Below are 20,335 nucleotides of genomic sequence, written 5' to 3' on the forward strand. Positions count from 1 at the left end.
AATCATTACGCCAAATAATAACCATGTACAAATCTCAAAAACTGATTTAAACTTAAAAAAGATACTCACAAGCCTACCGCCGTTATGACAGAATTACTTCTCTACACTTTTATTTATCTCTCCTTTGCTGTGCTTGCGGTCATGATAAGCCAGCGAGCGGGCTTGGGATCGGTCTTGGGTTATCTGCTTGCCGGGATTGCCATAGGACCTGTGCTTGGCTTTGTCGGTAAAGAGACCGAGAGTATCGGGCACGTTGCCGAGTTTGGCGTGGTAATGATGTTGTTCATTGTCGGTTTGGAGCTTGCCCCAAAAATGCTGTGGCAAATGCGTCATAAGCTCATCGGACTTGGCGGATTACAGGTGGGGCTTAGCCTGCTTGGAATTATGATGGTGGCCATGCTGATGGGCTTGCCGTGGCAAATTGGCGTGGCGTTAGGCTGTATCCTGTCCTTATCATCTACCGCCATTGTCCTACAAACCTTCGCCGAAAAAAAGCTCATGAACACTCAAGGCGGTCAGTCTGGCTTTGCCGTGCTACTATTCCAAGATGTCGCCGCCATTCCCATGCTAACGCTCTTACCCCTGCTTGGTGTGGCAAGTGTACAAACTGAACATAACGATCTACTATCCGGTATGGACGGCTGGGTGATTGCTCTTGTGGGTGTGGGAGCGGTGGCTCTTATCGTCATGCTCATGCGGTATGTCGTGCCGTTTTCTTTGCAGATGATTAGCCGTTATCGCATTCATGAGATGTTTTTGGTGTTTACGCTTACGGTGGTAGTGGGCATTGCCACACTGATGTCGCTTGTGGGTTTGTCGCCTGCGTTGGGGGCGTTTATTGCAGGGGTCGCCCTTGCCAACAGCCCTTATCGTCATGAAATGGAAAGCCAGCTTGACCCCTTCAAAAGCCTATTTCTAGGACTGTTTTTTATCACGGTGGGGGCGAGCATGAATTTTGCCCTATTAAAGTCCAATCTTGGCGAGATTCTCGCCATAACGCTTGGGGTCATGGCTCTAAAAGGGGCGGTGCTGTATGGGCTTGGGCGATTGTTTAAATTAAACCCCTTATCCAACAAACTTTTTGCCCTATCATTGGCAGGGGCAGGGGAATTTGGTTTTGTGCTGATTTCTATTGCCAATCATAGCCGAGTTTTGCCAAAAGAATTAAGCGATAAAATCCTACTGGTGGTCGCTTTGTCCATGATTTTAACGCCACTTTGCTTTATCATTTATGAAAAAATCTTTGCCAAAAAGGCTTTGGTGCATGAACAACATGAGCGAGCCGATGATGACATTGCCCATACAGGGGAAGTGGTGATTTTGGGGCATGGTCGCTTTGGGCAACAGGTCAATAGCCTGCTTATGGCGTGTGGGTTTAATACCACCGTGATTGACAACCATGTGGAGATGATTGAAGGGCTTGCCAAGTTTGGCATACAGACCTATTATGGCGATGCCACACGCCCCGACATGCTAAAAAGTATCGGACTCAAAAACGCCAAAATGCTCGTCATCTGCCTTGCCAATGAACAAGCGTCCACCGACATTATCCATTTTGTCCGCCGTCATTATCCGCATTTGACGATTTTGGCTCGGGCGTATGACGCTCGTCATACCTTTGATTTGCACCATGCTGGGGCGAATTATATCATCAGGGAGACAGCCGATTCTGCCATTCGTAGCGGTCGCATTGTCCTTGAACAGCTTGGGCTGTCCCGTGATAAAGCTCGTGAGCTGACCAAGTTCTATGAAGCCCGTGAACGTCATCATTTGGGGCGTGCGTCCTATCTGTATGACCCTGCCGTGTCGGTCTATGATAATGACGAAATGATGAATCTTATCAAGGACTTACGAGATGAGACACACGAGATGATGGGTGCGATACGCCGTGGCGAGAGCGTGGACTGGCAAGAAGACCCAGAATGCTGGACAAGGACGAAGAAGGGGATTAGTTAAACATCCTAACCAATTCAAGTACCAATCTCACCTGCTCATCATAATCACTCATTCTGCGGTCGCCCCTGTCTTGGGCGACAACGTCCGCCCCACAACTTTCAAAAAATGCTTGTGTGGCATGGGCGTCCAACAGTTCATCGCCCATTTTTAACAGGACTTTGATTTTGTGGGCATTTTTGGCGGTTAAGCGGTGCTTTTCAAGCCACGCCAAATCGCCATAACGAATCTGCCAACCCCCTGTTGTGGTATAGATGATGGTATCGTCCGTGAGCGTTTGCCCGTCAAAATTATCCGTTAAAAATCGAGTAAAGCTAAGATCAGGGCGTATGCTTGGGTTTGACAGCACCGCAGGCATGCCTGTCATGTCGGATAACAGCGTGGCAAAGTACCCGCCCAAAGACGAACCGACCAGCACGGCATTGGGGTTTTCTTTGATTAAATTTAAGAGCTTAGCCACTACTTCATCAGGCGGACAGTTCAAATCAGGGCGCAGCGTGTCTATGCCAAGCGCTTTGGCATGATTGGCGGTGATAATGGCTTTATTGGCGTTGGGGTCGGCATCTAGCCCGTGCAGGTAAATGATGGTCATGGAATTTCCTGTATTTGTACAGACAAAGTATTGATTAATCAACAAAAAATCGTTATAGTAATATTTTTGTCACGGTTTTTTATGTCGCAATTTGAATTGTTCGACATTGACAGCCCATGCATTGGTGTCTGCCAGATGAACAAGAAGGGCTACTGCATCGGCTGTCTGCGCAATCGCACAGAACGGCAGAGGTGGCACACCCTTGGCGACGACGACAAGCACCGAATCCTAAACCGAATCATCAGACGACAACGCAAGCTCATGGATGCGCGCCGCCAAAGACAGCAAGCAGAGCTGGACTTTTTTGGGGTGCGCGAACAGCTTAGTCTGGACGGTTCTTAATCGCGCGTCTTCACATCGAGAAGCTCAATCTCAAAGGTCAGATCTGAATTCGGTGGAATTTTCCCCACCGAACGCTCACCATAGCCAAGGTGCGTGGGCACGACAAGCTGTCTTTTACCGCCGACTTTCATCGCATCGAATGCTGGCAGCTCAAGCTCAATGCCCCACTTTTGGACAAGCTTTGCCCCGATCTCACTACCCAATACACCCAGATCCCACCCCTTAATCACGCGCCCTGTACCGATGACGCACTCAAACGGCTGCCCACGACTGTGCGATGAATCAAATACCGTGCCATCCGCCAGATAGCCCGTATAGTGAGCGGTGATTAATGCGCCACGTTCAGCAGCTTTACCGGTGCCTACAATGAGGTCTTGTGTTTTAAAATCAATCATGTTGTCCTTGGTGCTACTGCATCTTTTGTTGTAAGTTATGTTTAACGTTTGGCCATTCATCCGCCGTGATGCTGTACATCACCGTATCGCAAATGATGCCGTCTTGGGTAGTGCGTTGATTGCGGATGACGCCATCTTTTTTGGCACCCAGTCGCTCAATCGCCGCCTGTGAACGTATGTTTAAACTACTGGTTCTAAGCGCAACCGTCTGATAAGACAGCACTTCAAAGGCGTACCTCATCAGCAGAAACTTACAGGCAGTGTTCACGCGTGCGCCAATAACTCTTGGCATACCAAGTATAGCCAATCTCGAGGCGCAAACAATGCGGCAAGATATCATGATAACTCGTACTGCCAATCGCACGCCCTGTGATCTCATCGATGACCACAAAGGCAACCCTATCCATCATCGCATGAGCCGTAGCGATGTATTCATGAACTTTATCAGGGCTTGGTGCGATGGTGTAAAGCAGCTTCCACAGATTACCATCTTGGCATGCCTGCACCAAATCATCCTCATGACGAAGGTCCAATAACTCTAGTCGCACGCCATCATGCGATAGCGTCAGGTCGGACGGCAATTGCAAAAGTTTCAAGAGACGATCTCCTTGATAAGCTCAAATCGTGGTACATCTTGACCATCGACATTCACCATCTCGTGGAACATGTCGGCAGGTCGCACCCACACGCCATAATCGCCATACAACGCGCGATACACCACAAGGCACTCTTCAGTCTCGCTGTGCTGCGCGGTGTGTAGAACTTGGTACAGATTGCCCTTATAATGACGATAGATGCCCGGCTGAACCTTATTCATCACGCACCCGCACCTTCGCCACTGACTGCACGCCTTGGGCATCTGTTAGTAGATAGACTTCACAGTTTTTTGGGCGGATAGCAAGCTCATACGCACGAAAAGCCGGCATGTCCATCATGCGTGTACCATTGCCGTGGATAATCTGCCACATCAACATGCCAATCCACATACCATGTGTAAATACAACGTAATTACCATCTGGCAGCTCATCGAACATCTGGCGCACCGTGCACACTCGCTCCACGAACCGCTCATAGGTATCTTCTGCCGTGCCGTCCTGATAAGTGGTATCGCCCTGCTGCCAAAAATTATCCGCCGTAGCGATCAAGTCCTCAAATGACAGATCCTTAATACGATCAAAGTCCAAATAATCAAACTCATGCAGCGCCTCGATTACCTTTGCTGTGCCGCCAAGCTGTGCCAAAAACGGCGCGGCTGTCTGTGCCGTACGTACATAGTGGGACGTAAACACGCCATCGATCGGCTGCTGGATGTTAATGCTTAGCCATTCGGAGAGCTCTTCAGCCTCCATTCTGCCGACATCGGTCAGATTAATCACAGGGTTTGGACGAATGGCAAGGCGGGCGTTGGATTCACTCTGAGCGTGGCGAATAAGGTAAAATTTTTTCATGATTATTGGTATTCTTTAGTGATTGGGTTAAATAGCAGCTCTTGGCTAAAGTCGACATAATTGATCTGCTCGCCGCTTTCATCGATTGGCATATCACCCACAAAATGCAGACGAATCGGATAATATGCCACACCGTTATTTACAACACTGGGCGTGCTCTCGTAGCTATATGCCAAAGGGCTGTCCTCGCCATAGATGCTACTGGTATCAGTGCCGCTATCCCCAACATAATAAGCACCAATATAGTCAGACTCTAGAAGGTGCAGTGCCAACCATACAGACTCACAAACCCCCGTGCTACAATAGCCAAGATTCATCAAAGAGCCCATCAGCGATTTTCCCAGTGGCTGTATGGTACCTGCAATATCTTCGCTGTTAAAGTTCGAGCGACCCTAGCTGCCGCCTATGCCATCATATTCAGCTGGCGTTCTACTGACCAGCTCATAGCCACCCACGGATGATTCCTTAAAAATATACAAATCCACAGGCGCATCACAGACATGACAAGCAACCAAATTACCATCTTCATCAAATGACGGCTTTTCAATTGTAACCAGATAACGCTTTTGCCCATCTTGATTTTCATATTCGATGACAGGGTGCATCAGTGCAACGACACTCTCGCCAATTTCAGAAGTTTCATCCAGCGCGACATTTGGAAATTGGCTTAACTCATCATCAGCAATGTGCGCGTTGCCCAGCATTTTTCCTGCGTATAGCGCACACATGATGCTTTTAAAGCTCAAATCTCGCACTTTGGTTTGTTGCATTTGGCTTGATGAGAAACTTTGAGCGTGCGCATCATTCACCACCATACCCATTGTAGACGCGATCGCCAGAGTCATCGCCAACAGTATTTTTTCAGGACCTAATTATCTATTCAATAAAAAACAACCAAGATGACAGAATCACCTTGGCTGGGTTCATTATGCAACGCTTACTCTGGCATACGCCTTTTTCCCTGCCTGTATCACAACCGTCTGCCCTGCACCAAGGGCAAAACTTGCGTCCACGACTTGCCCGTCCACTTTGACCGCCCCACGAGACAGCATATCTTTGGCTTGGGCGGAATTTTTGGCAAGGCTGGCTTGATTTAGCACTTGGGTGATAAAGAGCTTGTCCGCACCGTCAAGAGACAGCGACACTTCGGGCAAATCAATGGGCAACTCCCCGTCTGCCAAGCGATTGCCTGCTGAGCGGTGGGCGTTGTCGGCAGACTCTTTATCATGAAAACGCTCAATGAGCTCATGGGCTAGGATTTTCTTTAATTCTTGGGGGTTGCGACCGTTTGCCATTTCATCAAGCAAGGCATTCACTTCATTCATCGGCTTAAAGCTCAAAAGCTCAAAATAGCGAGCGATGAGCGTGTCGGGCATGGATAGGATTTTTTGGTACATCACGCCCGCAGGTTCGTCAATGCCAATGTAGTTGCCAAGCGATTTGGACATTTTTTGTACACCGTCCAAGCCCTCCAAAAGGGGCATGGTGATACAAACTTGGGGTTCTTTGCCGTAGCGACCCTGTAGGGTACGTCCCATAAGCACGTTAAAGGTCTGGTCAGTACCGCCAATCTCCACATCAGCTTCCATGGCAATGCTGTCATAGCCTTGTACAAGTGGGTACAAAAATTCGTGAATGGCGATCGGGGTTTGGCTGTTGTAGCGTTTTGAGAAATCATCACGTTCAAGCATACGAGACACGGTAAGCTGACTGGCTAGGGCAATCATGTCCCCTGCACTCATCTTGGAGAACCAGTCAGAGTTAAACATAATGGTGGTTTTGTCTTTATCTAGGATTTTAAAGACTTGCTTGGCGTAAGTTTCGGCATTTGCCTTGACCTGCTCTTCAGATAGGGTCGGACGGGTGGCGTTTTTGCCAGACGGGTCGCCAATGCGAGCGGTGTAGTCGCCAATAAGAAACAGCACTTCATGCCCCAATTCTTGAAAGGCACGCAGTTTGTTCAAAACAACCGTATGCCCAAAATGCAAATCAGGAGCGGTGGGGTCCATGCCAAGTTTGATACGCAAAGGGCGACCTTTGGCGAGTTTTTTTAACAAATCTTCTTCGGAATAAATCTCAACCACGCCACGTTTTAGAAGTTCAAGTTGTTCGGCAGGGGGCAAAAAATTTGACATGGGACACCTTAAAAAATTTCAAAATACACAAAATTAGCCTAGTATAGCAGAATTTTTGGGATGAAAAAACGCCAAGCATCGGATTTTCTTTGCCATTATTCGCCCATAGGCTTATAATAGGCAAAACACCGCCAGACACGTTATGGCATGGTTGGTTATGCAAAATTAGCACATTAAAATACATCGATACGCCTTATAATAAGCAAAAATTAGGCAAGTACGGGGATTAATTATGAAAACACAGCAATTTCGCCTGCCTGAATGGTTCGACTCCGAGTTGGTCGCAGGCATGAAGCGCGGCATCGAAAAAGAAGGCTTGCGCATGCGCGCTGATGGCTATGCCGCCAAGACGCCGCACCCTGCCGATCTGGGCTCAAAGCTAACCCATCCCTACATCACAACTGACTATTCTGAGAATTTACTTGAGCTCATCACCGAGCCTTTTTCATCAATCAAAGAAGCCTTGGACATGCTAAGAGAGCTACATGTGCTCGTGCACCGCTCACTAGGCGATGAATTGATGTGGCCGCTATCCATGCCGTGCATGACCGCCGACAATGATGAAGACATTCCACTGGCCGATTACGGCACATCCAATATCGGCAAACTAAAAACCCTGTACCGCTCTGGGCTTGGGGTGCGTTATGGTCGCAAGATGCAAACCATCGCAGGGCTGCACTACAACCTATCCATCGGCGATGACTTGTTTGACAGATGGTTCAAGCATTCAGGTGGGGAAGACTTTACCGCTTTTAAAAACGACAAATATCTTGCCTTAATCCGTAACTTCAAGCGCCTAACCCCGCTTGTGCTGTATCTGCTGGGGGCAAGTCCTGCGGTGTGTGCGTCATTCATTAAGGGACGCGAGCACCACCTTGTGCCGCTGTCAGATGGCAGCTACACCTACTATCAGCCACACGGGACAAGCCTTCGCATGGGTAAGCTTGGCTATACTAACAGCGTCCAAGAAGACCTAAACATCGAATACAACGATCTAAACGAGTACATCAAAGGTCTGCGTGCAGCGATCGGTACACCATTTAAAGACTTTAGCGACATCGGCGTGGATGACAAGGACGGCAATCCTATCCAGATTAACGACCACATCCTCCAAATCGAGAACGAATTCTACAGCCCGATTCGCCCAAAACAAATCACCAAATCGGGCGAAACACCAACCGCTGCCTTGGCTGATCGCGGCATCGCTTATGTTGAATTCCGTGCCATCGACTTAGACCCTTATAGTGACATCGGCATTCGCGTACAGACAGCGTGTTTCCTAGAAGTATTGGCGGTGTATTGCCTACTGCTTAACTCGCCTGCCCTATATAAAGATGAAGAAAAACGCCTACAAGCCAACATCGACACTGTGGTAAACCATGGCCGTAATACGGATCTTGTCATTAACACCGAGATCGGCGACATGTATCTGCACGACTGGATCGTCAAGCACCTAACCAACATGCAGATCATCGCTGATGCCTTTGATGACCATCACGGTGGTAATGCCTATCGCGAAGCCTTGGCGATGATGCAAGGCAAGGCGACCAACCCAGAGTTTACGCTCTCCGCCCAAATCGAGACCGACAGTCGTAGACTTGGTAGCACATGGGCATTGGGCAAGCTACTTGCTAAGAAACACCAAAACGACCTTCTTAATCATGCGCTAAGCCAAGAGAACGAAGCGCATTTTGCCAAAGTCACCAAAGACTCCATCCAAGAGCAAGCCGACATTGAACAGGCGGATACGCTGTCATTCTATGACTATATCCAAAGCCATCGCCAGTAATTCATCATTTTTGAGAGTTTTATGACTTATCGTCAAATCAACGCCTTCTTGGTATTCATCTGTGCGGTAGGCAGTGTATTTGCCATCGGCTACCTTCAAAACACTCTTGGACTTGACCCGTGCCCTTTGTGTATTTTTCAGCGGATTGGGCTGTGGGCGATGGGCTTATTTGCATTCTTGGGGCTGATTTTTAACCCCAAAGGCAAAGGATCTCGCCTAACATTATGGCTAGGCTCACTGCTGGGTACGCTGTGGGGCGCAGGTGTCGCTGCTCGTCATGTGTGGCTGCAGCATCTGCCTGCCGATGAAGTGCCTGCCTGCGGACCGGGACTGAACTACTGGGTGGAGACGCTGCCTATAATGCAGGTCTTTGAGCAGGTGTTAAAAGGCTCAGGCGAATGCGCACTCATTGATTGGACATTCCTAGGTCTATCCATTCCCATGCAGACACTGGTTCTGTTTGTTGTTATTTTGGTGATTTTATTGGTGCAACTCACCAAGATTCTTCAACATCGCCCTTGATCCATTTATTATAAAAAGGTTATTTCATGCACGTTCATATTTTAGGTATTTGTGGTACTTTCATGGGTTCGCTTGCCCTATTGGCGCGCGATCTGGGCCACACCGTAACAGGCTCGGACACTGCCATCTACCCGCCGATGAGCACTCAGCTGCATAACGCTGGTGTTGAGATCTTAGAAGGTTATAAAGCTGAACACCTACAACCTGCGCCAGATCTTGTCATCGTGGGCAATGCCAGCAAGCGCGGCATGGAAGCGGTCGAATACATGCTAAACGAACGCCTGCCCTACACATCAGGACCGCAGTTCTTAGCCGAGCACGTCCTACAGCATCGTCATGTCTTGGCGGTGGCGGGCACACACGGCAAAACCACGACCACAACCATGCTGTCATGGATTCTGCAATATGCTGGCATTGATACGGGATTTTTGATCGGTGGTGTGCCACAAGTTAGCAGTGATGATATGCGCCTGCAAGATGCCTTTAAGCACAGCTCGCACCTGGGTAAAGATTATTTTGTCATCGAAGCGGACGAGTATGACTCGGCATTTTTTGATAAGCGTTCTAAGTTCGTGCATTATCGCCCGACGACCGCCATCTTAAATAACCTAGAATATGATCACGCTGACATCTTCCCAGATCTAAAGGCAATCCAAACCCAATTTCACCACATGATTCGCATGATTCCTGCCAAGGGTCAGATTATCATGCCTGCCAACACCCAAAGCCTAGAAGATACTCTGGAGATGGGCGCATGGACGCCTGTGGTGCGTACCTCTCTAGGCGATGATGGCGATCACAAGGCACAGCTATTAAAAGAAGACGGCTCATCATTCAATGTGACCATCGCAGGCGACAGCGCCCAAGTAAATTGGGGCATGAGCGGTCTGCATAACGTCAATAATGCACTGGTTGCCATTAGTGCCGCTCATCATGTGGGCGTAAGCGTGGCGAATGCGTGTGAAGCGTTGTCGAACTTTGGCGGCATCAAAAGACGTATGGAGCTGATCGGCGATGTTGGTGATATTCTGGTATTCGATGACTTTGCACACCATCCTACTGCCATCACCACCACACTAGACGGCGCCAAAAAAATGCTGCAAAGTCGTAGAATTTGGGCGGTCATCGAGCCACGCTCCAACACCATGAAGCTGGGCAGTCACCGCGACCATCTTGCGCCATCGGCGTCGATCGCTGACTTTGCGCTGTGGTATGAGCCTGCCAATTTGGCATGGGGCTTGGCTGACGCCATTGGCAATGCACCAAACCAACAAGTGTTGACCAACACAGATGACATCATCGCCTGCCTAAAAGCAAACGCCAAAGCAGGCGATGCCATCATCATCATGTCAAATGGCGGCTTTGAGAGCATTCACACCCGTCTATTGGACGCATTGTCTGAGTGATTTCATAAGACATAAAACCTCGATAAATTTCGAGGTTTTTTATTGATTGCATTATTTAAGCTTAAAGCTCGCGACCTTCAAACTTAGCAAAGGCTGCTCGCTCACTGTCCGCCCACACTTGCTTTGCGCCATGTTCATCAGCGCGCACCATCACCGCCTCGGCTGTCGCTACGATGGCGTCTTGAGCGGTGCTATAATAAGCATGTTCGAACACCACGCTTGTCGTGCCCAAGTTCTTAATGCGCACACCGACCAGCAATGTGTCTGGATAAGTGACGGGGCATTTGTACTGACAGCTGTTCGCCGCCAAGATGGTCGAAATATCAGTACGCGTCTTCACCAGCCCGGACGCGCGCAAATAGCTAATGCGCGCTGACTCAGCATAGCGGTAGAATACCACGTTATTTAGGTGGTGAAAGCCATCCATCTCGCCCCACGCCACAGGCTGAACATGGACGCTAGGATACTCCGCCAACACATCAGGGCGATCATCGCCCACCAATATCGGCTCATACACGCCAGTCACACTAAGCATTAGGCATCCGCCTTTGGTTTATAGCCTGCGGGGCGTTCGTAATCGCCATTATCTAGGAATAATTCACGCTGTTCAGCGATGAATTTTTTGGCTTCTTTATCCACCATACTTAGGTGTTTTTCGTTGATGAGCATGGTTTGTAGTTCTAGCCACTCGCCCCATGCCTTAGCAGAGACGGTGTCTTGAATCTCCTGCCCTTTGGCATTAGGAAAAGGTGGGTTGGGTAGTTTGGGTAATTCTTGTTTGTATTTACGGCACATCACAAGATTGGCTTTAGGGTTAAAGATTTCCATGGTGCTTCCAAATGATAAAAAGGTATTATAACAAATGTGGGGATGGATTTGGTGTTATCAATGATGAGTTTTCAGTTTATAAAAATTTAGATGCGATGGCAAGAGCTACCGTAATTAACACGGTACAAACTTAGTGTCCAAATCTAGCCATCCTGTACATCTACCACCAATAATCCATCAGACATTTCACCCAAACAAAAACCCAACGCTTAACACATTGGGTTTTATCAATCACTTTTTAATCAGCCTTTAACCCGACCACGCCCCCGCTCAATCGCTTTTACCACCTGCTCTGGGGCAGTACCCCCGATATGATTACGAGCGTTTAGCGAGCCTTCTAGGGTTAGGCAGTCAAAGACATCATCGCTAATCAGCGGACTAAACGCCTTTAACTCATCAAGGCTAAGCTCACTCAAATCCACGCCTTTTGATACGCCAAGTGCCACCGCACTCCCAACCACTTCATGAGCATCACGAAACGGCAAGCCCTTTTTGACGAGATAATCCGCCAAATCAGTCGCTGTGGCATAGCCTTTCATCGTGGCGGTACGCATATTTTCTACATTTGGCGTGATGTTTGGAAGCATATCAGCAAAGGCGATGAGCGAGCCTGTCAGTGTGTCCACGCAGTCAAACAGGGGCTCTTTGTCTTCTTGGTTGTCCTTATTGTACGCTAGGGGCTGATTTTTCATGAGTGTGAGCAGAGTTGTGAGCTGTCCGAACACACGAGCGGTCTTACCACGCACAAGCTCTGGCACGTCAGGATTTTTCTTTTGGGGCATGATAGACGACCCTGTACAAAAGCGGTCAGGGATATGGATAAAACCAAACTGTGCCGACATCCACAAAATCAGCTCTTCACTCATGCGAGATAGGTGCATCATCAAAATGCTGGCGTTGGCGGTAAATTCAATGGCAAAATCACGGTCAGACACCGCATCGAGCGAGTTCTCAGAAATGCCGTCAAAGCCAAGCAGACGAGCGGTGATTGTGCGGTCAATGGGATAAGTTGTCCCTGCCAGAGCCGCCGAGCCAAGTGGCATTTGGTTAATGCGAGTGCGAGTCTGGGCAAAACGCTCGCTATCACGGCAAAGCATCTCAAACCACGCCATGACATGATGAGAAAAACTCACAGGCTGGGCGGTCTGCAAATGCGTAAAGCCGGGCATGATGGTCGTGGTGTGTTTGCTCGCCAAATCTAATAGACCATTTTGTAATTTGCCAATTAAGGCGATGATTTTGTCGGTCTCATCTCTTAGGTACAGGCGAATGTCGGTTGCCACTTGGTCGTTACGGCTACGCCCTGTGTGCAGTTTTTTGCCGACATCGCCAATCAAGGCGGTCAAGCGACTCTCAATGTTCATATGAACGTCTTCTAGCTCCACACGCCATTCAAATTCGCCACGCTCAATCTCGCCTTTGATTTGAGTCAGTCCGTCCACGATTTGACGGCTCTCATCGGCGGTGATGATACCGCACTGTCCAAGCATGGTGGCGTGGGCGATAGAGCCTTGTATGTCTTGATTTGCCATGCGTTTGTCAAAATTGACCGAGGCGGTAAATTCGGCAACAAAACGGTCGGTGGCTTCGGTAAAACGTCCGCCCCACATTTGGGCGGTGGGTTGATCATTGTGTGTATTATTGGTCATCATAACACCTATATTCAGTCTAAAATCTCATGAATTATAACACAGCCCACCCCCAAAACCGCGCCAAAGATGGGAAAATTATCACAAAAATGCTATGATGCTCGTAAATTATTCGCAAGTTTGGCCATGCAGATTTTATTATTTAGCAATCATCGCGCGCTGATAGACCACGTTCGGCGATCCCTAGCGGATGACAATAGCTCACACACGCTGATTCATGCTGGCACGCTCACAGACACCATCACATCATGCAGGCTAAACCAGCCTGCCATCATCATTATTGATGTCTATACAGCACCCATCACGTTCTTTGCTCACAGATTCATCGAGCACTATCATAGAAAGCTGCGCCCTGCCATTGTGCTGTTTAGCCAAGATGACAACCTGCCCATGGACATCGCATCGCTTGGCGTGCAGGGCGTTCACGCGTATGGCGATAACAAATTCCCCTGCATGGCAGACATCATCGAGCGCTGCACCCAGCCCACCCTAGCGCAGCGCCAGTCGCACGAGTACATCATGATACACAGCCATCGCGGCGATGAGCGGATTTTTATTGATGATATTTTTTATTGCCAAGCGGAACAAAAATACACCAAGATTCTCCATCGCCACGGCACCACATTCACCGACGACACCTTAAAATCCCTAGAGTCTCTACACCCCGCCAAGCTGGTGCGCATCCATCGCCACACCTTAGTAGGCATGGCGCACATCCGCGCCATCACGAGCGATGATGGTCATCAGCTGCATTTATACGGTGTCAGCGAATCACTTGACATCTCACGGCGCTGCCTACCAGCCCTGCATGATAAGTTAAAAAGCAGCCAAGATAACCAAAATAGGTCAGCATTTGCCCAAAGCTCATTAATGTGATTAAATATGACCAACCAAATAACTCTACGGAAAAATGAAAAATCATGACAACTGCACTTAACATCCCTGCCACCCTAACCATCGCCACACGTCAAAGCCCGCTTGCGCTATGGCAGGCGAATTTTGTCAAAGATACGCTTGAGGAGCTGTATCCTACGATGAAAGTCGAGCTGCTTGAGATGGTTACCAAAGGCGATAAAATCCTAGACACCCCGCTTGCCAAGATCGGCGGTAAGGGCCTATTCGTCAAAGAACTCGAAAACGCCCTATATGAAAAACGCGCTGACATTGCTGTGCACTCCCTAAAAGACGTGCCGATGGTTCTGCCAGAAGGGCTGACATTAGGCGCCTATCTAGAGCGCCACGCGCCGACAGACGCCTTCGTATCGAACCGCTATGCCAGCCTAGATGAGCTGCCTGATGGCGCAGTCCTAGGCACATCAAGCCTACGCCGTGAATGCCAAATCGCTCACACCAAGGGAAACCTAACCATCAAATCCCTGCGCGGTAATGTCGGCACCCGCCTATCAAAACTCGATGCTGGCGAATATGATGCCATCATTCTGGCAACCAGCGGACTAGAGCGCCTAGGCTTGGGCGAGCGTATCCGTCATGAGCTCGATGATGAGCTTAGTCTGCCTGCGGTGGGTCAAGGGGCATTGGCGATCGAATGCCGAGCGGATGACGAGACGATTTTACAGTTATTAGCACCACTAAACCACCTGGCCACACGTCTGTGTGTGATCGCAGAACGTGCGATGAACAAGACGCTAGAAGGCGGCTGCCAAGTGCCGATCGCAGGCTTTGCCACCATCGATGGCGACACGCTCAGCCTTCGCGGCCGAGTGGGCAGCATCGATGGCAAGACACTACTAAAATCTCAAAACACCATCACCTTAACACACACCGCAGATGATGAACAAAATGCCGAAAACCTAGGTAAACAAATCGCCCAAGACCTACTATCCCAAGGCGCTGATCAGATTCTAAAAGAAGTCTATCAAAACAATGGCTGACACTCTGTTCATCAATACCCGCCCCACGCACCGAAGTGATGCACTCAATCGCTTGAGCGTGCGTGTGGCAAATCTGCCCTTACTTGCCATCAATGATTTATCACTGACGGCAAGCGAGCAGGCGATGATGGGTAAATTTTGTCACACCAACCCGTATAAAGTCCTGATCGTCACCAGTGTAGAGTCCGCCAAACGTGCCATTCGTTATCTAAGCAATCAAGGCTATAATGCCGCTCAAGAACTGACAGCCTTGTCAGAATGCACTATTGTCGCCGTGGGAAGTGCGACCGCCAGAGCCTTGATCAATTTTGGCTTTACAGTGGTTCTGCCTGCCACCGCCAATAACGAAGGCATGTTGGCACTTGATGTCATCCAGCGCCTAACATCAGGCGATCAGGTCATGATCTGGCGCGGTGTAGGTGGGCGCAGGCTACTGCATGATGACCTAATCGGCCGCGGCGTGCAGATAGATGCCATCGAATGGTACGAACGCACCGCCCCACATGACCTGATTAACATTCATCATGCCATCGCACCACTCATCGATGATGCGATGGCAATGCGCACACCTGTATTTATGCTCATCGCCAGTCAGATGGCGTTCGAACATTGGCAAAACCTCAACAACCCACACGCCCCACAGCTGCACTATCTCACCCTAGGCGAGCGTTTGTTTGATATCGTCAAGACCGCGCACCCCGCCGCACAGGTACATCTGATTGATAATCTCGACGCCGACCACGTCAGCGCCATCATCACACACCTGCCTCAAGACCTCCTAGACTGCTAAACTGCTAAATTTTCACCAATTTTTCGCAAATTTGTCCCACGCCCCTTGAAAAACACCCAAAAGCCTTTATCAAGATAAGGATTTTATTGTTATATCTTTTCACAGGCAGGACAACCATGACCGAACAAACTCAAGACATCACCAACGAAGAGACCACAGCCACTGAGCAGGTCGCAGGCGAAACTTGCGAATTGACCGCCAAAATTGCCGAATTAGAAGCCCAAGTCAAAGAGGCCAAAGACGCGGCAGCCCGTGCCAATGCCGAGAGCTACAACGCCCAACGCCGCATGGAGCAAGAAACCGATAAGGCAAAAAAATTCGCTCTACAAAAGTTTGCCAAAGAACTGCTTGACGTGGTGGATAACTTGGAGCGCGGTCTAGAAGCCAGCGAAAAATCAGGAACGGATGAGAGCGTTCTTGAAGGCTTGCGCTTGACCCATAAATCTCTGCTTGGCGTCCTAGAACGCAATGGCGTGGTTGCCGTGGGCGAAGTGGGTGAGAGTTTCAACCCTGATTTGCACGAAGCGGTGGGCATTTTCCCTGATGCCGACAAAGACACCATTGGCCAAGTACTGCAAAAAGGCTACACGCTAAATGAACGCTCCATTCGTCCTGCGATGGTATTGGTGGGAGCTTAATCCCGTCCTTGAACGTTTGATTTATGCTTAAAACTTGGGTGAATTATAACTTGCTCAAGTTGGATAAGCATAAAAACACATGGGCGAAATTTTTATGATAGCCTGTGGATTTTGTTTTAAATTTCAATGGCTTAAAACAAAATTTTTATAAAAATTTTTTAAGAATTTGTCAAATTTTCTCTTGAAAATACAAATTTGACACAAATATAACAGACAAGTGTGACAAAACTGTTTTGCAAATTTGTCAAAAATTCACTTAACAAATCGGAGAAAAATTATGGGTAAAGTTATCGGTATTGACTTAGGTACAACCAACTCTTGTGTGGCAGTCCTAGAAAATGGCAACGTCAAAGTCATTGAAAATGCCGAAGGTGCCAGAACCACGCCTTCTATCGTGGCATTCAAAGACGGCGAGACCCTTGTCGGTCAATCTGCCAAACGCCAAGCAGTTACCAACCCCCAAAACACCCTATTTGCCGTCAAACGCCTCATCGGTCGTCGTTATGACGAACAAGCGGTTCAAAAAGACATCGGTCTTGTGCCTTACAAAATCGTCAAAGCCGACAATGGCGATGCGTGGGTAGAAGTGAACGGTAAAAAACAAGCACCGCCACAAATCTCTGCCGAAGTTTTGAAAAAAATGAAAAAAACCGCCGAAGATTATCTTGGCGAAACCGTTACCGAAGCGGTCGTTACTGTGCCTGCTTATTTTAACGACGCCCAGCGTCAAGCCACAAAAGACGCAGGACGCATTGCAGGTCTTGATGTTAAGCGTATCATCAACGAGCCAACCGCTGCCGCCCTTGCTTTTGGTCTTGACAAAAAAGAAGGCGACCGCACCATTGCTGTCTATGACTTAGGTGGTGGTACCTTTGACGTGTCTATCATTGAGATTGCGGACGTGGACGGCGAACAGCAGTTTGAAGTACTATCTACCAACGGCGATACCTTCTTGGGTGGTGAAGACTTTGACATTGCTTTGATCGACTACCTTGTGGACGAGTTCAAAAAAGAGCAAAACGTCAATCTAAAAGGCGACCCGCTAGCCATGCAACGCCTAAAAGAAGCTGCCGAAAAAGCCAAGATTGAACTGTCAAGCTCAACTTCCACCGAAGTGAACTTGCCGTACATCACCGCAGATGCCTCAGGTCCTAAGCACTTGGTAATCACCATCAGCCGTGCCAAACTAGAAGCCTTGACCGAAGAGCTGGTGGCTCGCACGATTGCTCCATGTAAGATTGCCCTAGAAGATGCTGGTCTGTCAGCTGGCGATATTGATGACGTGATTTTGGTGGGTGGTCAAAGCCGTATGCCACTTGTACAGCAAAAAGTGCAAGAGTTTTTTGGTAAAGAGCCAAGAAAAGACGTGAACCCTGATGAAGCGGTGGCAATCGGTGCGGCGATTCAAGGGGCGGTACTTGCGGGCGACAAAAAAGATGTCTTGCTACTTGACGTAACTCCGCTAACGCTAGGCATTGAGACCATGGGTGGCGTGATGACGGCAATCATTGAGAAAAACACGATGATTCCTACCAAAAAATCACAAGTGTTCTCAACCGCTGCTGACAACCAACCTGCCGTAAGCATTCAGGTGTATCAAGGTGAGCGTAAGATTGCCAACCAAAACAAACTTTTGGGCAACTTTGACCTAACCGACATTCCGCCTGCACCCCGTGGCGTGCCACAGATTGAAGTTACCTTTGACATCAACGCAGACGGTATCATGAACATCTCCGCTAAGGACAAAGGCACAGGCAAATCACAATCTATCCAAATCAAAGCCGACAGCGGTTTGACGGATGAAGAGATTGAACAAATGGTGCGTGATGCCGAAGCCAATGCTGAAGCGGACAAGAAGTTTGCCGAGCTTGCAGATGCACGCAATGAAGCAGATGGTCGCATCAGTGCGGTGCAAAAAGCCCTAAAAGAAAATGGCGACAAAGCCACCGATGAAGAAAAACAAGCGGTAGAAACGGCAATCAGCGAGCTAGAACTTGCGACCAAAGAAGATGACGTGGACGCAATCAAAGCCAAGCTAGAAGCCCTTGACAACGCATTCTTGCCAATCGGTACGAAGATTTATAGCACTGACCAAGGCGGTGCGGACGCAGGTCAAGCACAAGAGCAAGCCAAACCTGCCGATGACGGCGTGGTAGACGCTGAGTTTACCGAAGTTAAAGATGATAAATAATCTTTAGTCGTTAGGCAAAAACGAAACACCGCTCAATTTGATTGGGCGGTGTTCTTTTATGGAAAATTTGTGAAAAATTTTCTTGTGCAGTATTTGTATCTAATTTTGACGTATAATATTGACATACCAACTAATACGCCATGCCATGCACATTCTCATCATCGAAGACGACCCTGCCATTGCCACGACCTTGCGTTTTTCCTTAGAGCGCGAAGGCTATACCGTGTCATGGGCGGACACGATTGCCAAAGTCGCCCCCTGCCTTGATACGCCACGCCTTGACGCTGTTGTGCTGGACGTGGGATTGCCTGACGGGGACGGTTTTGACGTGTGCCAAATGATACGCCAAGGCGACAGGCACGCCCACGCTCCCATACTGTTTTTGACAGCACGCACGGACGAGATAGACCGAATTTTGGGCTTGGAGCTGGGGGCGGATGACTACATCGCCAAGCCATTTAGCCCCCGAGAGCTGATGGCACGGCTAAAAGCGATATGGCGTAGAGAGAATATCTTTACCCAAAAATCGGACAAATCTGATACATCAGGCAAATCAGACCCCACCCACACCGATTTTACCAAAACCACGGGCACGCATACTTGGCGTTATCAAGCCCATGATTATTCACTTTTTCTAAATAATCACGCCTTGACCTTATCAAAAACCGAGCTTGGTATCATGCTCACCTTGCTTGCCAATCCCACGCACATTTTGTCCCGTGAGCAGATTTTGGCAAGCATTTCCGGCCACCCCGAACACCGCCTATCACGCACCATTGACAGTCATATCAAGACTTTACGGCAAAGATTGGGCGATGTGTGCGATGATGAGATTATCATCACGCATCGGGGGCTTGGGTATGGGTTGGCTTAAAAGATGAGTTTGGAACAAAATTTGCGCTAACACAAAATAAAATTGCCAAATACTTGCTTTTCTTTTTATTATATGCACTATCATTAAGGGATGCGGATGTTGATTTTATGGCGAGCCAAAAGATTTAATCTCAATTTAATCAAAAGATGATAGTGTGATTTTATTGATTAATTTCTTTTGAAATACCATCCTATCTTTTAAATAAAGTTTTTGGAAATTAAGGCGGAATCATGACACAAAAAAGACACCAGTTGTATTACAGAAAATTAATCCCCTTACATCTTGAAAAAGATGCAGATTTAATTGAGGCCATTAACAAAGACGAAGGCAGCTTCAATGATCTGATGAGGGTATTGCTATCAAGGCATTATCAATTAGGCGAATCCGCACAAGCGCAAAAATCAGAACCCAAAAAAGATTAAAAACTGAAAGTTTATGGGTGAATTTATCCAATGCATTGCATGGCTCAGTCATGCCAACATCAGATAAAAAGTAAAGCCCTAAGCTATAAACTTAGGGCTTTTTAAAAATCAAAAGGCAATGATTTTTATGTAAGCCAACATATAATATTGACTTGCTAAGCATTATAACACTTTCCCAAGAAAGCGCAAATTTTTTTAAGGCAATAGAATGAGTAATTTTAAAAATCCAAATGAATTAAAAACACCTGATTATGTCCGCCGAGCCATCAAGAAGCGCGAAGAAAACATCGTGAACAAATTGATTAACTTTCATAAAGAAAAAGACGCGGCATTGATTAAGGCAATCAACCAAGAAGCGCGCGGCAACTTTGCGCCATTGGCAAGAAAACTACTACGTGAACACTACCAATTGCCAGCAGAAAACCGAAATGACAGATAAAGAATAGTTGTCATCATTGCAGCATTTGCA

At 48.2% G+C, this 20,335-nt stretch carries 25 protein-coding genes; 13 read left to right on the forward strand and 12 right to left on the reverse strand.

Annotated elements, in window-relative coordinates; translation table 11 throughout:
- Positions 1 to 84: 84 nt before the first annotated feature.
- Positions 85 to 1,956 carry a cation:proton antiporter domain-containing protein gene (locus tag DYD54_RS10545; RefSeq protein WP_063514841.1) on the forward strand — a complete coding sequence of 624 codons (1,872 nt, stop codon included), beginning with the start codon at positions 85 to 87 and terminating at the stop codon, positions 1,954 to 1,956.
- Here DYD54_RS10545 and DYD54_RS10550 read toward each other — a convergent pair.
- Complete coding sequence (locus tag DYD54_RS10550; protein WP_063514842.1) at positions 1,949 to 2,545, reverse strand: YqiA/YcfP family alpha/beta fold hydrolase; 597 nt, start codon at positions 2,543 to 2,545, stop codon at positions 1,949 to 1,951. The two genes, DYD54_RS10545 and DYD54_RS10550, sit on opposite strands and share 8 nt — an antisense overlap.
- Positions 2,546 to 2,626: 81 nt before the next feature.
- Between DYD54_RS10550 and DYD54_RS10555 the strand changes: the two genes are divergently transcribed.
- Entirely contained in the window at positions 2,627 to 2,887 is a 261-nt protein-coding gene (locus DYD54_RS10555; RefSeq protein WP_046697308.1) for a DUF1289 domain-containing protein, read from the forward strand.
- Here the strand turns inward: DYD54_RS10555 and DYD54_RS10560 are convergent.
- The 8 genes from DYD54_RS10560 to tyrS all read right to left on the reverse strand — a co-directional run bounded on the left by DYD54_RS10560 (position 2,884) and on the right by tyrS (position 6,865).
- On the reverse strand, positions 2,884 to 3,282 hold the full coding sequence (locus tag DYD54_RS10560) for an FKBP-type peptidyl-prolyl cis-trans isomerase (RefSeq protein WP_063514843.1): 399 nt from the start codon (positions 3,280 to 3,282) through the stop codon (positions 2,884 to 2,886). The genes DYD54_RS10555 and DYD54_RS10560 overlap by 4 nt on opposite strands.
- 13 nt (positions 3,283 to 3,295) lie before the next feature.
- Complete coding sequence (locus DYD54_RS11955; RefSeq protein WP_323807414.1) at positions 3,296 to 3,550, reverse strand: GNAT family N-acetyltransferase; 255 nt, start codon at positions 3,548 to 3,550, stop codon at positions 3,296 to 3,298.
- Complete coding sequence (locus DYD54_RS11960; protein WP_323807415.1) at positions 3,534 to 3,878, reverse strand: GNAT family N-acetyltransferase; 345 nt, start codon at positions 3,876 to 3,878, stop codon at positions 3,534 to 3,536. The genes DYD54_RS11955 and DYD54_RS11960 overlap by 17 nt, the downstream gene beginning before the upstream one ends.
- Complete coding sequence (locus DYD54_RS10570) at positions 3,875 to 4,099, reverse strand: DUF1653 domain-containing protein (protein WP_046697310.1); 225 nt, start codon at positions 4,097 to 4,099, stop codon at positions 3,875 to 3,877. The genes DYD54_RS11960 and DYD54_RS10570 overlap by 4 nt, the downstream gene beginning before the upstream one ends.
- The gene (locus DYD54_RS10575) at positions 4,092 to 4,730 is read right to left on the reverse strand and encodes a histidine phosphatase family protein (protein WP_063514844.1); all 639 of its coding nucleotides are present in this window, start codon (positions 4,728 to 4,730) and stop codon (positions 4,092 to 4,094) included. The genes DYD54_RS10570 and DYD54_RS10575 overlap by 8 nt, the downstream gene beginning before the upstream one ends.
- A 2-nt stretch (positions 4,731 to 4,732) precedes the next feature.
- The gene (locus DYD54_RS10580; RefSeq protein WP_084260716.1) at positions 4,733 to 5,047 is read right to left on the reverse strand and encodes a hypothetical protein; all 315 of its coding nucleotides are present in this window, start codon (positions 5,045 to 5,047) and stop codon (positions 4,733 to 4,735) included.
- 75 nt (positions 5,048 to 5,122) lie between these two features.
- The gene (locus tag DYD54_RS10585) at positions 5,123 to 5,575 is read right to left on the reverse strand and encodes a hypothetical protein (protein ID WP_147285097.1); all 453 of its coding nucleotides are present in this window, start codon (positions 5,573 to 5,575) and stop codon (positions 5,123 to 5,125) included.
- A gap of 81 nt (positions 5,576 to 5,656) precedes the next feature.
- Complete coding sequence (gene tyrS / locus DYD54_RS10590) at positions 5,657 to 6,865, reverse strand: tyrosine--tRNA ligase (protein ID WP_063514845.1); 1,209 nt, start codon at positions 6,863 to 6,865, stop codon at positions 5,657 to 5,659.
- Positions 6,866 to 7,097: 232 nt separating this feature from the next.
- Between tyrS and gshA the strand changes: the two genes are divergently transcribed.
- The 3 genes from gshA to mpl are packed head-to-tail and all read left to right on the forward strand — an operon-like array spanning position 7,098 to position 10,582.
- On the forward strand, positions 7,098 to 8,654 hold the full coding sequence (gene gshA, locus DYD54_RS10595; RefSeq protein WP_063514846.1) for a glutamate--cysteine ligase: 1,557 nt from the start codon (positions 7,098 to 7,100) through the stop codon (positions 8,652 to 8,654).
- Positions 8,655 to 8,675: 21 nt separating this feature from the next.
- Complete coding sequence (locus DYD54_RS10600; RefSeq protein ID WP_063514847.1) at positions 8,676 to 9,176, forward strand: disulfide bond formation protein B; 501 nt, start codon at positions 8,676 to 8,678, stop codon at positions 9,174 to 9,176.
- A gap of 26 nt (positions 9,177 to 9,202) precedes the next feature.
- Positions 9,203 to 10,582, forward strand: coding sequence for a UDP-N-acetylmuramate:L-alanyl-gamma-D-glutamyl-meso-diaminopimelate ligase (gene mpl, locus DYD54_RS10605; RefSeq protein ID WP_063514848.1), 1,380 nt, complete (start codon positions 9,203 to 9,205; stop codon positions 10,580 to 10,582).
- A gap of 61 nt (positions 10,583 to 10,643) precedes the next feature.
- On the opposite strand, the gene DYD54_RS10610 is transcribed toward mpl, so the two are convergent.
- The 3 genes from DYD54_RS10610 to argH form a co-directional block, all read right to left on the reverse strand.
- Positions 10,644 to 11,117, reverse strand: coding sequence for an acyl-CoA thioesterase (locus DYD54_RS10610; protein WP_063514849.1), 474 nt, complete (start codon positions 11,115 to 11,117; stop codon positions 10,644 to 10,646).
- Entirely contained in the window at positions 11,117 to 11,410 is a 294-nt protein-coding gene (locus DYD54_RS10615; RefSeq protein WP_036363899.1) for an oxidative damage protection protein, read from the reverse strand. Before DYD54_RS10615 ends, DYD54_RS10610 begins: the two co-directional genes overlap by 1 nt.
- A 242-nt stretch (positions 11,411 to 11,652) precedes the next feature.
- Positions 11,653 to 13,020: an argininosuccinate lyase gene (argH, locus tag DYD54_RS10620; protein ID WP_172459614.1), complete on the reverse strand. Its 1,368-nt coding sequence runs from the start codon at positions 13,018 to 13,020 to the stop codon at positions 11,653 to 11,655.
- Positions 13,021 to 13,128: 108 nt separating this feature from the next.
- Between argH and DYD54_RS10625 the strand changes: the two genes are divergently transcribed.
- From DYD54_RS10625 to DYD54_RS10660, 8 genes are all read left to right on the forward strand, one after another.
- Complete coding sequence (locus DYD54_RS10625; RefSeq protein ID WP_063514851.1) at positions 13,129 to 13,935, forward strand: LytR/AlgR family response regulator transcription factor; 807 nt, start codon at positions 13,129 to 13,131, stop codon at positions 13,933 to 13,935.
- Positions 13,936 to 13,979: 44 nt separating this feature from the next.
- Positions 13,980 to 14,951, forward strand: a complete 972-nt coding sequence (hemC, locus tag DYD54_RS10630; RefSeq protein WP_063514852.1) for a hydroxymethylbilane synthase — start codon at positions 13,980 to 13,982, stop codon at positions 14,949 to 14,951.
- Complete coding sequence (locus DYD54_RS10635; RefSeq protein ID WP_063514853.1) at positions 14,944 to 15,741, forward strand: uroporphyrinogen-III synthase; 798 nt, start codon at positions 14,944 to 14,946, stop codon at positions 15,739 to 15,741. The genes hemC and DYD54_RS10635 overlap by 8 nt, the downstream gene beginning before the upstream one ends.
- A gap of 116 nt (positions 15,742 to 15,857) precedes the next feature.
- On the forward strand, positions 15,858 to 16,379 hold the full coding sequence (gene grpE / locus DYD54_RS10640) for a nucleotide exchange factor GrpE (protein WP_063514854.1): 522 nt from the start codon (positions 15,858 to 15,860) through the stop codon (positions 16,377 to 16,379).
- A 277-nt stretch (positions 16,380 to 16,656) separates the two neighbouring features.
- Positions 16,657 to 18,570 carry a molecular chaperone DnaK gene (dnaK, locus tag DYD54_RS10645; RefSeq protein ID WP_063514855.1) on the forward strand — a complete coding sequence of 638 codons (1,914 nt, stop codon included), beginning with the start codon at positions 16,657 to 16,659 and terminating at the stop codon, positions 18,568 to 18,570.
- Between the two features lie 145 nt (positions 18,571 to 18,715).
- Positions 18,716 to 19,444, forward strand: coding sequence for a response regulator (locus DYD54_RS10650; protein ID WP_063514856.1), 729 nt, complete (start codon positions 18,716 to 18,718; stop codon positions 19,442 to 19,444).
- Between the two features lie 230 nt (positions 19,445 to 19,674).
- On the forward strand, positions 19,675 to 19,866 hold the full coding sequence (locus DYD54_RS10655) for a hypothetical protein (protein WP_063514857.1): 192 nt from the start codon (positions 19,675 to 19,677) through the stop codon (positions 19,864 to 19,866).
- 208 nt (positions 19,867 to 20,074) lie between these two features.
- Positions 20,075 to 20,305 (forward strand): hypothetical protein, encoded by a 231-nt coding sequence (locus DYD54_RS10660; protein ID WP_063514858.1) that lies wholly within the window; start codon positions 20,075 to 20,077, stop codon positions 20,303 to 20,305.
- Positions 20,306 to 20,335: the final 30 nt, after the last annotated feature.

The organism is Moraxella ovis, assembly GCF_900453105.1.
Classification (GTDB): Bacteria; Pseudomonadota; Gammaproteobacteria; order Pseudomonadales; family Moraxellaceae; genus Moraxella; species Moraxella ovis.

Bases quoted from the DNA above. Each gene is read 5' to 3' on its own strand.
- DYD54_RS10545 (WP_063514841.1), top strand. From the start codon at position 85: ATGACAGAATTACTTCTCTACACTTTTATTTATCTCTCCTTTGCTGTG.
- DYD54_RS10550 (WP_063514842.1), bottom strand. From the start codon at position 2,545: ATGACCATCATTTACCTGCACGGGCTAGATGCCGACCCCAACGCCAAT.
- DYD54_RS10555 (WP_046697308.1), top strand. From the start codon at position 2,627: ATGTCGCAATTTGAATTGTTCGACATTGACAGCCCATGCATTGGTGTC.
- DYD54_RS10560 (WP_063514843.1), bottom strand. From the start codon at position 3,282: ATGATTGATTTTAAAACACAAGACCTCATTGTAGGCACCGGTAAAGCT.
- DYD54_RS10570 (WP_046697310.1), bottom strand. From the start codon at position 4,099: ATGAATAAGGTTCAGCCGGGCATCTATCGTCATTATAAGGGCAATCTG.
- DYD54_RS10575 (WP_063514844.1), bottom strand. From the start codon at position 4,730: ATGAAAAAATTTTACCTTATTCGCCACGCTCAGAGTGAATCCAACGCC.
- DYD54_RS10580 (WP_084260716.1), bottom strand. From the start codon at position 5,047: ATGAATCTTGGCTATTGTAGCACGGGGGTTTGTGAGTCTGTATGGTTG.
- DYD54_RS10585 (WP_147285097.1), bottom strand. From the start codon at position 5,575: ATGACTCTGGCGATCGCGTCTACAATGGGTATGGTGGTGAATGATGCG.
- tyrS (WP_063514845.1), bottom strand. From the start codon at position 6,865: ATGTCAAATTTTTTGCCCCCTGCCGAACAACTTGAACTTCTAAAACGT.
- gshA (WP_063514846.1), top strand. From the start codon at position 7,098: ATGAAAACACAGCAATTTCGCCTGCCTGAATGGTTCGACTCCGAGTTG.
- DYD54_RS10600 (WP_063514847.1), top strand. From the start codon at position 8,676: ATGACTTATCGTCAAATCAACGCCTTCTTGGTATTCATCTGTGCGGTA.
- mpl (WP_063514848.1), top strand. From the start codon at position 9,203: ATGCACGTTCATATTTTAGGTATTTGTGGTACTTTCATGGGTTCGCTT.
- DYD54_RS10610 (WP_063514849.1), bottom strand. From the start codon at position 11,117: ATGCTTAGTGTGACTGGCGTGTATGAGCCGATATTGGTGGGCGATGAT.
- DYD54_RS10615 (WP_036363899.1), bottom strand. From the start codon at position 11,410: ATGGAAATCTTTAACCCTAAAGCCAATCTTGTGATGTGCCGTAAATAC.
- argH (WP_172459614.1), bottom strand. From the start codon at position 13,020: ATGTGGGGCGGACGTTTTACCGAAGCCACCGACCGTTTTGTTGCCGAA.
- DYD54_RS10625 (WP_063514851.1), top strand. From the start codon at position 13,129: ATGGGAAAATTATCACAAAAATGCTATGATGCTCGTAAATTATTCGCA.
- hemC (WP_063514852.1), top strand. From the start codon at position 13,980: ATGACAACTGCACTTAACATCCCTGCCACCCTAACCATCGCCACACGT.
- DYD54_RS10635 (WP_063514853.1), top strand. From the start codon at position 14,944: ATGGCTGACACTCTGTTCATCAATACCCGCCCCACGCACCGAAGTGAT.
- grpE (WP_063514854.1), top strand. From the start codon at position 15,858: ATGACCGAACAAACTCAAGACATCACCAACGAAGAGACCACAGCCACT.
- dnaK (WP_063514855.1), top strand. From the start codon at position 16,657: ATGGGTAAAGTTATCGGTATTGACTTAGGTACAACCAACTCTTGTGTG.
- DYD54_RS10650 (WP_063514856.1), top strand. From the start codon at position 18,716: ATGCACATTCTCATCATCGAAGACGACCCTGCCATTGCCACGACCTTG.
- DYD54_RS10655 (WP_063514857.1), top strand. From the start codon at position 19,675: ATGACACAAAAAAGACACCAGTTGTATTACAGAAAATTAATCCCCTTA.
- DYD54_RS10660 (WP_063514858.1), top strand. From the start codon at position 20,075: ATGAGTAATTTTAAAAATCCAAATGAATTAAAAACACCTGATTATGTC.